This is a genomic window from Roseateles sp. Mitsp63, assembly GCF_059491535.1.
The window spans coordinates 690,461-705,233 of record NZ_CP168509.1 but is presented as its reverse complement, the minus strand read 5'-3'; the positions used below and the strand labels follow the sequence as shown (position 1 = coordinate 705,233).

The window sequence follows — 14,773 nt, the reverse complement described above, 5'->3', positions numbered from 1 at the left end:
ATTCCGCGACGGTAGCGCGGATCGGCGCCGCGTGTCCGTCACGCAGGCGACCGCGGCGCGCCCTTGGCGCGTTCAGCGCCTGGGCAGCTTCTCCGTGTCGATGTCGACATAGGGCCAGAAGATCTGGTTGAAGTAGGGCCGGCGGAAACCGATCAGCCACGGCTGCGCCAGGTCCGACACGATCCGGTGCACGCGGTACTTCTGCGGCATGTAGGCGGTGAGCAGCTTCTGCGCCTCGCGCAGCAGCGCGGCGCGCTCGGGGCCGTCGGGCAGCACCATCATGCGGCGATAGATCTCGTCGTAGCGGTCCAGCTTGAAACGGCCCAGGTTCTGCCCGCCCGAGGCCGGCCCGTATAGCAGCTCCAGACCGAGCTGCGCGTCCGGCGTCGAGCTGTTGAAGCCCAGTTGCCAGATCATCAGCTGCCCCGCGCGCGCGGACTTCAGGTTCTCCGGCCACTGCGCCAGCCGGATGCGCACCTGCACGCCCAGCTTGTCCATGTCGCGCTTCCACAGCTCGTCGTAGGGCTTGGAGCGCGAGTCGGGCGTCGACGCCACCTCCAGCACCAGCGGGTTGCCGTCGGGCCGTTCGCGCCAGCCGTCGCCGTCCCGGTCGACGTAGCCGTAGGTGTCGAGCAGCGCCTTGGCGCGCCCCAGGTCATAGTCGCTGTTCTCGCTCTTGTAGTCCGGGTCGTAACCCCAGGTCATCGGCGCGACCACCGACTGCGCCGGCACCGCCTGGTGGCGGCGCGTGGTGGCGATCTCGGTGGGCACGTCGGTGGCCAGGCCGATCGCGCGCCGCAGCGCGACCTTCTCGGGCGTGTAGCCGCCGACGACCGGATCCTCCATGTTGAAGTAGTACATCGTGCGGTCGCTGGCGAGCGCGCGATACAGCGTCATCCCCTCCTTGGCCAGGTTGGGCGCGAGCTGCCCGTGCGGCATCGCCACGTCGGCGTACTCCTCGGGGAGCAGGTACAGCAGGTCGAACTCGCGGTTCAGGAAAGACAGCCAGCGCGGCTGGCTCGCTTCGATGATGCTGATCTCGACCGCATCCACCATCGGCAGCTTGCGGCCCTTGAAGCGCGCCAGCAGCGCCTGGCCCTCGATGTCACCCGGATTGGGCTGGGCGTCGTAGTAGACGTCGCGGTAGCCCGGATTGCGCACCAGCCGGATCAGCGAGCCGCGCCGCCAGCGCTCCAGCTGGAAGGGGCCCGTGCCCACCGGGTGCTCCATCGACTTGCCCGGATAGCCCTCGATCACCTCGCGCGCGACCGCGCCATAGGTGTCGCCGCCCGCGAGGTTGTAGATGAAGCGCGGCCGCGGCTCCGCCAGCTTGAACTGCAGCGTGTAGCGATCCAGCGCGCGCACGCCCTCGACGGGTTTGTCGTAGTCGAAGGGCCGCTTGGACCTCAGCGCCGCCGCGCGCAGCTCCTCCAGGCCGAGCAGCCCTTCCTGCTTGAAGCTCGAATACAGCGGGCTCTTGGTCGCCGGATCGTAGAAGCGCTTGAGGCTGTAGACATAGTCCTCGGCGGTCAGCTCGCGCTTGCGGCCCTTGAAGACGGGATCGTCGGCGAAATGGATGCCGGGGCGCAGCCGGATGGTCCAGGTGCGGAAGTCGTCCGAAGGCTCCGGCATTGCCGCGGCCGTGTTGGGCTTGAGCTTGAACGGACGCGCCAGGTAGTCGTAGTTGTAGAGCGACTCGAAGATGTGGGCCGTGACGATGCGCGAGTACAGGTCGCTGAGCTGCGCCGGATCGAAGCCGGTCTCGGCGACGAGGAAGGCGTAGCGCAGCACCTTCTCCTGCGAGGCGGGTGCCGTGGCCGGGACCGCCTTGGCGGTGGCCGCGGCGGCCGCGGGCGGGGCCGCCAGCGCGGTGCCCGCCAGGAGGGCCGCGGCGCCCAGCATCAACGCGGCGATCGGAGCGGAGAGGCGTGCACGCATCGGGATCGGGACCTGCATCGGACGTGGGGGCTAGTGCTTGAACTTCGCGGCGGCGTCGGGATCGATGTCCACGTACTCCCACCAGTTCTGCCAGAACTGCGGCCGGCGATAGCCGATCAGCTGCGGCTGGGCGATGTCGGTGATGAAGCGGTGGCCGCGGTACTTGTAGGGCATGTACGCGGTGGCGTAGCGCTTGGTCTCGTCGAAGAGCTTGAGCCGCTCCGGCCCGTCGGGCAGGTGCGAGGCCTCGTCGTAGAGCTTGTCGACGGCCGGCAGCCGGAAGCGCGCGTAGTTCTGCGCGCCGATCTGGCCGCTGTACATGCGTGCCAGCGAGTCCTGTCCATCGGGCTTGGCCGCCGAAGTCGCGAGCGACCAGATCTGGTACCGGCCGGCCCGCAGCGCCTTGAGGTTCTCGGGCCACTTGGCCGGCTTGAACGCGATGCGCAGCCCGACCGCGTTGAGGTTCTTCTGGACGATCTCGTCGATCTGGCGCTGGAACTGCTCCGGCGTGGTCAGGCTTTCCAGCACCAGCGGCGTGCCGTCGGGCTGGTCGCGCCAGCCGTCGCCGTCCTTGTCGACATAGCCGTAGAGATCGAGCAAGGCCTTCGCGCGCGCCGGATCGAAGCTGCTCATGTCGCTCTTGAACGTGGCGTCGTAGCCGGTCGTGCCCGGCATGTAGAGCGACTGGGCCGGAATCGCCTGGCCGCGGCGCACCAGGCGCAGCTCGCGTTCGACATCGATCGCCAGCGAGATCGCGCGCCGCAGCGCGATCTTCTCCGGCGTGTAGCCGCCCACCAGCGGGTCCTCCATGTTGAACACGGTGAACAGCACGTCCGAGGCCACCGTCCGGTACGCCTGCTTGCCCTGCTTGGCGAGGTTGGGCGCGAGCTGGCCATTGGGCATCGCCAGGTTGATGAAATCCTCCGGCGTGCGCTCGATGAAGTCGTACTCGCCGTTGAGGAAGGACAGCCAGCGCGGCTGGTTCTCCTCGATGACGCCGACCTCGACGCGATCGATCATCGGCAGGCGGCGGCCCTTGAAGCGTTCCTTCAGCGCCTGGCCCTCGGCGTCGCCCGGCGCGGGATCGACCTCCTGGTCGTAGAAGCGCTCGCGGTAATGCGGGTTGCGCTCCAGCACCATCAGCGAGGAGCGCCGCCACTGCTTGAGCACGAAGGGCCCCGTGCCCACCGGATGCGCCATCGACTCGCCCGGATAGGCCTCGATGACCTCGCGCGCGACGGCGCCGTACAGGTCGCCCTGCGCGAAGACCTCCATCAGGCGCGGGCGCGTCTCCCGGGTCTTGAACTGCAGCGTGTAGCGGTCCAGCGCGCGCAGGCCCTCGATGGGCTTGTCGTAGTCGAAGGGCTTGCCGGACTTGCGGACCTGCGCGTGGTACTCGTTCAGGCCGATCAGCTCGAGCTCCTCGACCTCGCTCCACGAGGGCGAGGCCGTCGCCGGATCGGCGAAGCGCTTGAAGGTGTAGACGTAGTCCTGGGCCGTCAGCTCGCGCGGCTTGCCCTTGAACGCCGGGTCGTCGGCGAAGAAGATGCCGGGGCGCAGCCGCACGGTCCACAGCTTGTAGTCGTCGGCGGTCTCGGGCAGCGCCGCCGCCGTCAGCGGCTTCATCTTCGCGGGACGCGCCAGCTGGTCGTAGGTGTAGAGCCCCTCGAACATGTGGGGCGTGATCATGCGCGAGTAGAGGTCGCTGACTTTCGCCGGATCGAAGCCGGTCTCCGCGACGCGGAACGCGTAGCGCAGCACCTTGGGCGGCGCCTCCGAGGCGGCCTGGGCGCCGGACAGCGCCAGCGCGGCAAAGGCCGCCAGGACGGCCCCGCGCAGGATCGAGGGAAGGAGTCGGGCGCGGGGCATCGTCATGGCGGGGCGGCGGGTCAGTGTTTCTTGGCGTGGGCCTTGGCCAGCGCGTCGGTGTCGATGTCGACGTAGGAGTAGAAGTCGCGCTGGTACAGGTTCTTGTCGTAGCCCAGCACCCAGGGCTGGGTCATGTCGGTGTAGATGCGGTGCACCTCGACCTTGTAGGGCATGTAGGCCGTCAGCAGCCGCTGCGCGTCCTGCATCACCGCCACGCGCGCGGGACCGTCGACCATCGAGTGCTGCTTGCGGTACAGCGCGTTGAACTCGGGCAGGTCGAAGCGGGCCTTGTTGGACTGGCCCCGGCTGCCGCCATAGGCCAGGCCCAGGAAGTTCTCGCCATCGGGGATGTCGGCGCTCCAGCCCATGCCCCACATCTGCAGCTTGCCGGCGTTGGCGGCCTTCAGGTTCTCGGGCCACTTGGCGATCCTGAACTTGATGCGGATCTTCAGCGCATCCATGTCCTTCTGCCACAGCTCCACCAGCTGGCGGTTGCGGCCATCGGGCTGGGTCGCGTATTCGAGCACCAGCGGGCTGCCGTCGGGCAGGTCGCGCCAGCCGTCGCCGTCCTTGTCGACATAGCCGTAGAGATCCAGCAGCGCCTTGGCGCGGGCCGGGTCGTACTGGCTCATCTCGGTCTTGAAGGTCTTGTCGTAGCCGGTCACGCCCGGCGAGATGATCCCCTGCGCCGGGATCGCCTGACCCTTGCGGGGCAGCCGCACCTGACGCTCGACGTCGATGCCCAGCGCGATCGCGCGGCGCAGCGCGATCTTCTCGGGCGTGTAGCCGCCCACGACCGGGTCCTCCATGTTGAAGTAGGAGGCCGAGATGTCCGCGCGCTCGTAGCGGACCGCGCGCATGCCTTCCTTGGCGAGGTTGGGCGCGATCCTGTTCTGCGGGATCGCCACCGGCGCGAAGTCCTCCGGCAGCTCGTCCATGAAGTCGAATTCCTTGCGCAGGAACGCGAGCCAGCGCGGCTGGCTTTCCTCGATCACCGAGATCTCGACCCGGTCCACCATCGGCAGCTTGCGGCCCTGCAGCTTCTTCACCGCCTCCACCAGCTCGGGCGGGCGATCCGGGCCGACTTCCTCGTGATAGCGCACGTCGCGGAAGTTGGGGTTCTTCTCCAGCACCATGCGCGACGAGCGGCGCCACTCGGCCAGGCGCCACGCGCCGGTGCCCACCGGGTGTTCCATGATGTGGTCGCCATAGGCCTGGACGACCTCGCGCGCGACGATCCCCACCATCGGATCGGCGAAGTGCAGCAGGAAGCGCGGATCGCTGTTGGCGACGCGGATCTCGACCGTGTAGCGGTCCAGCGCGCGCAGGCCGTCGACCGGGCGCGCGTAGTCGAACGGCGTCTTGTTCTTCAGCGCCTGGGCGCGCACCTCGGACAGGCCCAGGATCTTCGCGCCCTCCAGGCGGTACAGGTGGCCGCTCTTGTTGCGCGGGTCGTAGTGGCGCTTGACCGTGTAGACCAGGTCCTCGGCCACGAGCTCGCGCTTGCGGCCCTTGAACGCCGGATCGTCGGCGAAGTAGATGCCCGGCTTGATGCGGAAGACGAAGCGCTTGAAGTCATCGGAGACCTCGGGCATGCCGTCGGTGACGTTGGGCTCGAGCCGGTACGGACGCCCCAGGAAGCTGTAGCGCAGCGGCGCGTCGAAGATCGCCGCGGTCACGTTGCGCGAGTACAGATCGGTGACCTGCGCCGGATCGAAGCCGGTCTCGGCCACGCGGATCGCGTAGCGCAGCACCTTGGGCGCGGGAGCGGCCGCCTCGTCGGCGGCACGGGCGGTCGACGGGATCACCGTGAACATCGCCAAGGCCGCGAGGGATGCCGAAAGTAAGAGCGCCTGGGATTGTGTCCCGGCCATGCCGCGTCGCATCTGGAAGCCGTCCTTGAATTCGAAAGCGCGCCAGTCTAGTGGGCGCTGTCCGCGCCCGCCATGCCGGCAACCCCGAGCGTCCGGCGCCGCGCGCCGAGCGGGGCGCATTGCGGATGATTGCCCCTGATTCCCACGCACGCCTCATCAGTTTTCTCCGATGGATTCAGGGCAAATGCCGGTGCGGGCCTCTGGGGTGCTCACGTAGACTCGCGCGTGATTTTTCGACCCGCAGGCCCCGGCCGTCACAAGCGCCCGGGGTTTGCTTTTTCGGTCGCCGGGGTCGATCGCGATCCAGGCGGCGCTTGCATGGAGTCCCGCGGACATGGCGGCCTATCTCATCAGGCGCCTGTGGCAGATGGTCCCAACCTTGTTGGGCGTCGTGCTGCTGGTGTTCTTCCTCTTCAAATGGTTTGGCGGCGACCCCGCCGAAGTGCTGGGCGGCCTCAACGCCAGCCAGGACCAGATCGAAGCCATCCGCGAGCAGCTCGGGCTGAACAAGCCGGTGTGGGAGCAGCTGCTGATCTTCCTGCAGCAGATCGTGACCTTCGACTGGGGCAAGAGCTGGGCGACCAATGAGTCGGTGGCCAACCTCTTCGCCACGCGCATGCCGGCCACGCTGACGGTGATGCTGCCGATCCTGGTGCTGGAGGTGATCCTGGCGATCCCGTTCGCGCTGGCCGTGGCCTACATGCGGGGCAGCCTGACGGACCGCGCGGTGATGATCCTGACGACGGTGGCGGTGTCGATCTCGCTGCTGGTCTACGTGATCGTGGCGCAGTACGTCTTCGCGTTCCGGCTGGGCTGGTTCCCGGTGCAGGGCTGGAGCGACTCGCTGTGGACCAACCTGACGACCTACGCGCCACTGCCGGTGTTCGTCGCGGTGGCGGTGGCGCTGTCGCCGTACACGCGGCTGTACCGCACCTTCTTCCTGGACGAGATCGGCCACGAGTACGTCCGCACCGCGCGCGCCAAGGGCCTGACCGAGCGCACCATCCTGCTCAAGCATGTGCTGCGCAACGCGATGATCCCGATCATGACCAACATCTCGGTGGCGCTGCCCAGCGTGTTCGTGGGCTCGTTCCTGCTGGAGGTGTTCTTCTCGATCCCGGGCCTGGGCCGCGAGATCCTGCTGGCGGTGAACCGCAACGACTATCCGGTGATCCAGGCCTTCGCGATCTACATCGCGGCGCTGACCATGGTGGTGAACCTGGTCACCGACCTCCTCTACAAGCTGGTTGATCCGCGGGTGGTCCTCAAATGAGCGCAGTGCTGTCCAACCCACCCGTGGCCGTGACGCCCCAGCGCTCACGCGGCGTCTGGTACGCCTCGTGGCGGCGTCTGAAGTCCGACAAGCTCGGCATGTTCGCGATGGTCGTCGTCGCGTTGTCGCTGCTGCTGGTGCTGGCCGCCGGCCTGGGCCTGGTGGCCCGCGACTGGCAGAAGGAGACCGGCGTGCCCAACGCGCCGCCGACCTTCGTCGGTCCCGCGCCGGCCGAGAGCGCCGGCGCCATCGCGCGGCCCAAGGGCCCGAACGTCGACCTGAGCGACATCGACCCGCTCGCGCCGAAATACGCCGAGTGGGCCGAGAAGGCCAAGCAGTACAAGACCGACGAGGCGCCGCGCGCGCAGACGCTGCCCTTCGGCGGCGACCGGCTGGGCCGCGACGTGCTGGCCAAGGCGATCAAGGGCGCGGAGATCTCGATCATGGTCGGCGTGCTGGCCGCGCTGGTGGCCACGGTCATCGGCACGGTGCTGGGCGCGCTGTCGGGCTTCTACGGCGGCAAGGTCGGCGACTTGCTGGAGTGGGTCTACAACGTCTTCACGGCGATGCCCAACATCCTGCTGATCTTCGCGTTCGCGGTGGTCTTCGGCCGCGGCGTGCTGCCGGTGGTGATGATCCTGGGCCTGGCCGGCTGGACCGGCATCTACCGCCTGGTGCGGGCCGAGTTCATGAAGCATTCGGTGCGCGAGTACGTGCGCAGCGCCGAGGCCATCGGCGCGAGCAAGGCCTCGCGCATGTTCAAGCACATCCTGCCCAACGTGTCGCACGTGGCCCTCGTGCAACTCTCGCTGCACGTCGTGGGCTTCATCAAGAGCGAGGTCATCCTGTCCTACCTGGGCCTGGGCGTGAGCGTGGACCAGGTGTCCTGGGGCACGATGCTGGCCGAGGCCCAGAGCGAGCTGATCCTGGGCTACTGGTGGCAGCTGGCCGCGGTGACCGGCTTCATGGCGGTGTTCGTCACCGCGTTCGCCCTCTTCACGGATGCGCTGCGCGACGCGCTCGATCCCAAACTGCGCGGTCTGGAGTAAGCCATGCTGTTGAGCATTCAAGACCTGAAGGTCGCCTTCCGCATGGGCAGGACGAACGGCGTCATGCAGCGCCAACTGGCCGTCAAGGGCGTCAGCTTCGACATCCCGGAGAACGGCACCGTCGCGCTGGTGGGCGAGTCGGGCTCGGGCAAGAGCGTGACGGCGATGTCCATCCTCAACCTGCTGCCCGACAACGCCGAGCGCAGCGGCGCGATCCTGTTCCAGGGCCGCGACCTGCTGAAGACCTCGCTGCGCGAGCTGCAGTCGGTGCGCGGGCGCGAGATCGCCTGCGTGTTCCAGGATCCGATGAGCTCGCTGAACCCGGTGTTCCCGGTCGCGGACCAGATCATGGAGCCGCTGGTCAAGCACCTCGGGATGACGAAGCGCCAGGCGCTGACGCGCGCCGAGGAGCTGCTGAACGAGGTCGGCATCCCGGACCCGAAGCGGCGCCTGCGCAGCTATCCGCATGAGATGTCCGGCGGCCAGCAGCAGCGCGTGATGATCGCGGTGGCGCTGGCCTGCAGCCCCAAGCTGCTGATCGCCGACGAGCCGACGACGGCGCTCGACGTGACCATCCAGCGCCAGGTGATGGAGCTGCTCGCGCGCCTGAAGGAATCGCACAAGATGAGCATGCTGTTCATCTCGCACGACCTGGGCGTGGTGGGCGAGATCGCCGACCAGGTCGTGGTCATGCGCCATGGCGAGATCCGCGAGCAGGCGCCGGTGGCCGACATCTTCCACCAGCCGAGGGACGCGTACACGAAGGCGCTGCTGGCCTGCCGGCCCTCGCTGACGGAGAACCCGGCGCGGCTGATGGTCATCGATGACCACATCGCCGGGCGTTCGTCCACCGCCGGCACGGGCAAGGCCAAGGACCCGGCCGCGCCGGTGATCCTGCAGGCCAAGGGGCTGAGGAAGAGCTTCTTCTTCAAGTCGGGCCTGTTCAGCAAGACCGAGTTCAAGGCCGTCAAGGGCGTGGACTTCACGCTGCGCAAGGGCCACACGCTGGGCGTGGTGGGCGAATCGGGCTCGGGCAAGACGACCATGGGCCTGACGCTGCTGCGGCTGCACGAGCCCACCGGCGGCGAGGTGCTCTTCGAGGGCCGCGACCTGCTGAAGATGTCGGGCCCCGAGTGGCAGAAGATGCGCCGCCGCATCCAGGTGGTGTTCCAGAACCCCTATGCCTCGCTGAACCCGCGCTTCACGATCGCGCAGACGCTGCTCGAGCCGATGGAGATCCACGGCATCGGCCAGGACCACGGCGAGCGGCTGGCCACGGCCAGCGCGCTGCTGAAGAAGGTCGGGCTGGACGAGACGGCGCTGCACAAGTACCCGCACGAGTTCTCCGGCGGCCAGCGCCAGCGCATCGCGATCGCGCGCTGCCTGACGCTCAAGCCCGAGGTGCTGGTGCTGGACGAGGCGGTGTCGGCGCTGGACGTGTCGGTTCAGGCCCAGGTGCTGAACCTGCTCAAGGACCTGCAGGACGAGTTCGGCCTGAGCTACATCTTCATCAGCCACGACCTGGCGGTGGTGAAGTTCATCTCCGACGAGGTGCTGGTGATGCAGCACGGCGACGTGGTCGAGCAGAACGACGCCCGCGCGCTGCTGGCCGCGCCGAAGGAGGAGTACACGAAACGCCTGCTGGGCGCCGTGCCGCGCGGGTACCAGGGGCAGGAATCGGCGGCGGTCGCCTGAACACGAATAGGCTGTCGCAATTTCACTCTTTCGCCGCTTTTCAACCGATGTTGAAAGGTGGCCTTTGAGTGAAATTTCCCTTGACGTTTTCACCGAATGAGCTATTTTCAGCGGATGCTGAAAATGGGGAATTCGATGAAAATCGAACTTGAGGCTCCTCGCCTTCTCCGCGAGGCCTTGGCGGACGTGCCAGGCGTCGAGCGGGTGGACATCACCGCGCCCGCTGAGTTCGAAGGCGTGTCGGCGGATCTGCTCTGTCGCCTGAGGTTTCACGGACGAGAGCACGTGCTGATGGGCGAGGTGAAGTCCAACGGACAACCGCGCCACGTGCAGACCGCACTCTTCCAGCTGAAACGGCAAGCGCAGGCTCAGACAAAAGACGTCGTTCCGTTGATCTTCGCCCCGTATCTGTCGGAGGACGCTCGCGCGCTGTGCGTCGAAGGCGAGGTCGGCTACTTCGATCTGCAGGGGAACGCGCGGATCGCCTTCCCGGGTTTTTTCCTTTCGCGGACGACGGCCGGCAAACCGGTCGCCGAGCGACGGGAACTGCGCTCACTGTTCAAGCCCAAGTCCGCAGCAGTACTGCGCCGCATGTTGCGAGAGCCGTCCCGCCCATGGCGGGTCGTCGAGCTCGCCAGCGAGACAGGCGTCAGCGTGGGGCACGTCAGCAATGTGAGAGGTAGTCTTCTGGATCGCGGATGGGCCGAGCTGGCGGACGACGGAATCTTTCTGACGCAACCGGACGGACTGCTCGATGCGTGGCGAGATGAATACGCGCCGCCGGCCGGAGAGCTTCTGCGCCGCTACACCACGCTTCACGGCGCCGGATTGGACGAAGCATTGAAGCGTCGTGCCAATGAGTTGCCCGCCGGCGGATTCGCGATCCTGTCGGCGTTCTCGGCCGCAAGGTGGATGGCACCCTATGCGCGCGTCGGTGTCCACTCGTTCTACGCCGACCGGCAAGGCGCAGATTGGCTGGCGCGAGCGATGGGACTGGTGGCCGCGGGCCGCGGTGCCAACGTCGAGATCCGGGTGGTCGAGGACGTGGACCTCTTGCGAGACGCCATCGAACCAGCCCCTGGCATCCGTTGCACAAGTGTGGTTCAAACCTACCTGGACCTTCATGCCGCCGGTGAGCGCGGACGTGAGGCCGCCGAGCATCTTCGGCAGGAGAAGTTGCAATGGCGCAAATGACGATCGGCGAAGCGCAGTACGCGGAGGACTATGACCACCGCACCACTGCGGCAGTGAAATCGGTCCTGATCGAGATCGGACAAATTCTGGGAGATTTCAGGGGAAAGTACGCCGTCGTTGGCGGCTCGGTGCCGTGGCTTCTTCTGGATCAGACCGGAGACATGCCCCACGTCGGAACCACCGATCTCGACTTGAGCCTTGATGCGGAAGCGCTCGGCGACGGCGAGTACGCAAGCCTCGTCGAGTCGCTGCTGGCGCACGGCTATGAACAGCGTCAGACGCTGCGTCGATTCCAACTTGTCCGGTACGTCTCTTCACATGACGGGAATCCGCCAATCCCGGTCATCGTCGATTTCCTGATGCCGCGAGAGGCCGTGTTCATCAGGAATGTGCCGCCTCTGATCGACAACTTCGCCGTGCAGCGCGCGAGTGGAGCCGGGCTCGCGCTTCGATTCCACGAGCCCGTGGCCGTCGAGGGCACGATGCCGGGTGGCGGCCGCAATCGCGTGGACATCGCGGTGTGCTCCATCCCCGCCTTCCTCGCGATGAAGGGTCATGCGATCCAGAATCGCTACAAGCAGAAGGATGCCTACGACATCTATTACTGCGTGCGCAACTACCCCGGCGAGGCCGTCGCGTTGGCCGAAGCCTGCCAGCCTCTGCTTGAGCACAAGGAAGCGTTGGCGGGCTTCATCTTCATTGCGGACAAGTTCGATTGCCTCGACGGCTTCGGACCGACCTGCGTGCGCAACTTCGTGAACGAAAGCCGGGTTCTCGACGGTCGCACGCCAGATCAATGGCAGCAGGACGCCTTCGGGCAGGTCGATGCATTCTTGCGGGCGCTGGGCTTGCGAACCTGAGCGGCTTCGTTGCGTGGCTAGAATGGCTCGCAAGTTTTGTGCCGTCAGGATCCCTCCATGCCGCTTCGTCGTCCTCTTCTGCTGTGCAGCGTCCTCGCGCTGGGCATGCTCGCCCCCCTGGCGCAGGCAGCCAAGGATGACCGTGCGAAGCCGCTGAACCTGGTCTTCGACCGGGAAGGCGCCATCGACAAGGTCAAGCAGCGCTCCGAGTTCAACGGCAACGTCATCCTGACCAAGGGCTCCATGGAGCTGCGCGCCGAGCGCATGGACGTCCAGGAGACCAGCGACGGCTACTACCAGGCCTACGCCAACGGCGCCTCCGGCAAGCAGGTCCACTTCCGCCAGGACCGCGACACCCCGGGCGAGCGCATCGAGGGCCGAGCCGACCAGATCGAATACGACACCCGCACCGAGATGATCCGCCTGGTCGGCAACGCCGAGGCGCGCGTGATGCAGGGCGACCAGCTCAAGCAGTCGCTGTCCGGCGCCACGCTGAACTACGACAACCGCACCGAGCGCCTGGTGGTCGAGACCGGCGCCAGTTCGCCGCACCCGAGCGGCCGCGGCCGCGTCGTGCTGATGCCGCGCAACGCCGCCAGCGAGCCGCCGCCCGCCAGCAGCGCGCCGCTGCCGCTGCGCCCCAGCCTCAACCTGGCGCCGCGCCAGTCCCCGCAGCAATGAGCCAAGCCCGCATGAACACCTCCAGGAGCCGCCTGCAGGCCTGGGGGCTGCAGAAGTCCTATGGCGTGCGCAAGGTGGTCAAGGACGTCCACCTCGACCTGCACAGCGGCGAGGTGATCGGCCTGCTCGGCCCGAACGGCGCCGGCAAGACGACCAGCTTCTACATGATCGTCGGCCTGGTGCGCGCCGACGCCGGCGAGATCCAGATCGACGGCCAGCCGGTGCAGAACCTGCCCATCCACCAGCGCTCGCGGCTGGGCTTGAGCTACCTGCCGCAGGAGGCCTCGATCTTCCGCAAGCTCAACGTCGAGGAGAACATCCGCGCCGTGCTGGAGCTGCAGCTCGACGAGAAGGGCAAGGCCTGGTCCTCGGCGCGCATCGACGCGGAGCTGGACAAGCTGCTCAACGAGCTGTCGATCGAGAAGCTGCGCGACACGCCGGCGCCGGCGCTGTCCGGCGGCGAGCGCCGCCGCGTCGAGATCGCCCGCGCGCTGGCCACGCAGCCGCGCTTCATCCTGCTGGACGAGCCTTTCGCCGGCGTGGACCCGATCGCGGTGCTGGAGATCCAGCGCATCATCCGCTTCCTGAAGCAGCGCGGCATCGGCGTGCTGATCACCGACCACAACGTGCGCGAGACGCTGGGCATCTGCGACCGCGCCTACATCATCAGCGAGGGGGCGGTGCTGGCCGAAGGCACGCCCCAGCACATCGTCGAGCATCAGGACGTGCGCCGGGTCTATCTCGGCGAGCACTTCAAGATGTAAGGGCGGGAGCCGACATGAGGCCGACGCTACAGGTTCGCCTGTCCCAGCATCTTGCGCTGACGCCTCAGCTGCAGCAGTCGATCCGTCTGCTGCAGCTGTCGACGCTGGAACTCCACCAGGAGGTGGAGCAGATGCTGGCCAGCAACCCGCTGCTGGAGACCGACGAGGAATTCGACGCGCCGCTGCCGACCGCGACGCAGGAGCGCCTGACCGAGCGCGAGGAACGCGAGGAGCGCGTCGCGCAGACCGAGTCGGAGCCTGGCGCCGCCGATGCCCCCGCGGCCGAGGAGATGCGGGCCGAGGAATTCGGCACCACCGAGCGCGACGACTGGGAGAACGGCACCGAGGGCGACGACTTCGACGGCATCCGCGAGACGCCGGGCAGCGGCTCGTCATCCTCGGGCGACGACGACGAGCGGCCGGAGAGCGAGGCGCCGTCGGAGTCGCTGCAGGACGTGCTGCGCGCGCAGATCCCGGGCATGAACCTGAGCGCGGTGGACCGCGCGGCGCTGCTGGCGCTGATCGAATCGCTGAATGACGATGGCTACCTCGAGGACCCGCTCGAGGAGCTGGTCGCCGCGATCCTCGGCGAGGACGCCGATCTGGAGCAGCGCGAGGAGCTGCTCGACCGCTTCAAGGTCGCGTTGAAATGGCTGCAGTCGATGGAGCCCGCCGGCGTCGGCGCGCGCGACCTGGGCGAATGCCTGGAGCTGCAGCTGCGCGCGCTGCGGCGCTCGCCGGAACAGGCGCTGGCGATCGTGGTGTGCCGGCGCCACCTGGACCTGCTGGCCAAGCGCGACTGGCGCCGGCTGATGTCGCTGACCGGCGCCGACGAGGAGCTGCTGCGCGAGGCGCAGGCGCTGATCGCGCGGCTGGAGCCCAAGCCGGGCCGCCGCTACGCGCCGAGCGAGAACCGGCCGGTCGTGCCCGACGTGATCGTGCAGAAGGCGGGGCGCAACTTCCGCGTCTCGATCAATCCGGACGTGCTGCCCAAGCTGCGCATCAACGAGCTCTACGCGCAGGCGCTGCGCGCCACGCGGGGCGGCGTCAGCAATTCGCCGCTGGGCGGGCAGCTGCAGGAGGCGCGCTGGTTCATCAAGAACATCCAGCAGCGCTTCGACACCATCCTGCGCGTCAGCGAGGCGATCGTGGAGCGCCAGCGCGGCTTCTTCACGCATGGCGAGCTGGCGATGAAGCCGCTGGTGCTGCGCGAGATCGCCGATGAGCTGGGGCTGCACGAGTCGACGATCTCGCGCGTCACGACGGCGAAGTACATGGCGACGCCGTGGGGCACCTTCGAGTTGAAGTATTTCTTCGGCTCGAGCCTGTCGACCGAGGCGGGCGGCAATGCGTCGAGCACGGCGGTGCGGGCGCTGATCAAGCAGTTCATCGCGGCGGAGGACACGGCCAGTCCGTTGTCGGACAGCCAGCTGTCGACGATGCTGGGCGAGCAGGGCATCACGGTGGCGCGGCGCACCGTCGCGAAATACCGCGAGGCGCTCAAGCTCGCGCCGGCGAACCTGCGCAAGGCGCGCTGAGGGCTTCGGTACTTCCCCGCCGCACGTCGGTGGGACAA

General features: G+C 67.6%; 11 protein-coding genes. 8 read left to right on the top strand and 3 right to left on the bottom strand.

The annotated features are described in order from the left end of the window. Positions 1 to 72: 72 nt before the first annotated feature. From ACEN96_RS03025 to ACEN96_RS03015, 3 genes are read right to left on the bottom strand one after another with little or no spacing between them, the layout of a single operon-like run. Positions 73 to 1,938 (bottom strand): ABC transporter substrate-binding protein, encoded by a 1,866-nt coding sequence (locus tag ACEN96_RS03025; protein ID WP_495586571.1) that lies wholly within the window; start codon positions 1,936 to 1,938, stop codon positions 73 to 75. 30 nt (positions 1,939 to 1,968) lie between these two features. Then, on the bottom strand, positions 1,969 to 3,813 hold the full coding sequence (locus ACEN96_RS03020) for an ABC transporter substrate-binding protein (RefSeq protein WP_495586570.1): 1,845 nt from the start codon (positions 3,811 to 3,813) through the stop codon (positions 1,969 to 1,971). A gap of 14 nt (positions 3,814 to 3,827) precedes the next feature. Beyond that, on the bottom strand, positions 3,828 to 5,624 hold the full coding sequence (locus tag ACEN96_RS03015) for an ABC transporter substrate-binding protein (RefSeq protein ID WP_495586569.1): 1,797 nt from the start codon (positions 5,622 to 5,624) through the stop codon (positions 3,828 to 3,830). Positions 5,625 to 6,015: 391 nt separating this feature from the next. On the opposite strand from ACEN96_RS03015, the gene ACEN96_RS03010 reads away from it, so the two are divergent. The 8 genes from ACEN96_RS03010 to ACEN96_RS02975 all read left to right on the top strand — a co-directional run bounded on the left by ACEN96_RS03010 (position 6,016) and on the right by ACEN96_RS02975 (position 14,735). Next, entirely contained in the window at positions 6,016 to 6,954 is a 939-nt protein-coding gene (locus tag ACEN96_RS03010) for an ABC transporter permease (protein WP_343641302.1), read from the top strand. Next, complete coding sequence (locus ACEN96_RS03005; protein WP_495586568.1) at positions 6,951 to 8,003, top strand: ABC transporter permease; 1,053 nt, start codon at positions 6,951 to 6,953, stop codon at positions 8,001 to 8,003. Before ACEN96_RS03010 ends, ACEN96_RS03005 begins: the two co-directional genes overlap by 4 nt. Positions 8,004 to 8,006: 3 nt before the next feature. After that, positions 8,007 to 9,698, top strand: coding sequence for an ABC transporter ATP-binding protein (locus ACEN96_RS03000; RefSeq protein WP_495586567.1), 1,692 nt, complete (start codon positions 8,007 to 8,009; stop codon positions 9,696 to 9,698). A gap of 186 nt (positions 9,699 to 9,884) precedes the next feature. Further along, positions 9,885 to 10,892, top strand: a complete 1,008-nt coding sequence (locus ACEN96_RS02995; RefSeq protein ID WP_495588538.1) for a type IV toxin-antitoxin system AbiEi family antitoxin — start codon at positions 9,885 to 9,887, stop codon at positions 10,890 to 10,892. Continuing rightward, the gene (locus ACEN96_RS02990; protein ID WP_495586566.1) at positions 10,880 to 11,752 is read left to right on the top strand and encodes a nucleotidyl transferase AbiEii/AbiGii toxin family protein; all 873 of its coding nucleotides are present in this window, start codon (positions 10,880 to 10,882) and stop codon (positions 11,750 to 11,752) included. The genes ACEN96_RS02995 and ACEN96_RS02990 overlap by 13 nt, the downstream gene beginning before the upstream one ends. A gap of 57 nt (positions 11,753 to 11,809) precedes the next feature. Then, the gene (gene lptA, locus ACEN96_RS02985) at positions 11,810 to 12,433 is read left to right on the top strand and encodes a lipopolysaccharide transport periplasmic protein LptA (RefSeq protein WP_495586565.1); all 624 of its coding nucleotides are present in this window, start codon (positions 11,810 to 11,812) and stop codon (positions 12,431 to 12,433) included. A gap of 11 nt (positions 12,434 to 12,444) precedes the next feature. Beyond that, on the top strand, positions 12,445 to 13,197 hold the full coding sequence (lptB, locus tag ACEN96_RS02980; protein WP_495586564.1) for an LPS export ABC transporter ATP-binding protein: 753 nt from the start codon (positions 12,445 to 12,447) through the stop codon (positions 13,195 to 13,197). Positions 13,198 to 13,211: 14 nt separating this feature from the next. After that, positions 13,212 to 14,735, top strand: a complete 1,524-nt coding sequence (locus tag ACEN96_RS02975) for an RNA polymerase factor sigma-54 (RefSeq protein ID WP_495586563.1) — start codon at positions 13,212 to 13,214, stop codon at positions 14,733 to 14,735. Positions 14,736 to 14,773: the final 38 nt, after the last annotated feature.

Excerpts from the sequence above, each read along its gene's own strand:
- ACEN96_RS03025 (WP_495586571.1), bottom strand. The coding sequence starts at position 1,938 with ATGCGTGCACGCCTCTCCGCTCCGATCGCCGCGTTGATGCTGGGCGCC.
- ACEN96_RS03020 (WP_495586570.1), bottom strand. The coding sequence starts at position 3,813 with ATGACGATGCCCCGCGCCCGACTCCTTCCCTCGATCCTGCGCGGGGCC.
- ACEN96_RS03015 (WP_495586569.1), bottom strand. The coding sequence starts at position 5,624 with ATGTTCACGGTGATCCCGTCGACCGCCCGTGCCGCCGACGAGGCGGCC.
- lptB (WP_495586564.1), top strand. The coding sequence starts at position 12,445 with ATGAACACCTCCAGGAGCCGCCTGCAGGCCTGGGGGCTGCAGAAGTCC.
- ACEN96_RS03010 (WP_343641302.1), top strand. The coding sequence starts at position 6,016 with ATGGCGGCCTATCTCATCAGGCGCCTGTGGCAGATGGTCCCAACCTTG.
- ACEN96_RS03000 (WP_495586567.1), top strand. The coding sequence starts at position 8,007 with ATGCTGTTGAGCATTCAAGACCTGAAGGTCGCCTTCCGCATGGGCAGG.
- ACEN96_RS02990 (WP_495586566.1), top strand. The coding sequence starts at position 10,880 with ATGGCGCAAATGACGATCGGCGAAGCGCAGTACGCGGAGGACTATGAC.
- lptA (WP_495586565.1), top strand. The coding sequence starts at position 11,810 with ATGCCGCTTCGTCGTCCTCTTCTGCTGTGCAGCGTCCTCGCGCTGGGC.
- ACEN96_RS03005 (WP_495586568.1), top strand. The coding sequence starts at position 6,951 with ATGAGCGCAGTGCTGTCCAACCCACCCGTGGCCGTGACGCCCCAGCGC.
- ACEN96_RS02975 (WP_495586563.1), top strand. The coding sequence starts at position 13,212 with ATGAGGCCGACGCTACAGGTTCGCCTGTCCCAGCATCTTGCGCTGACG.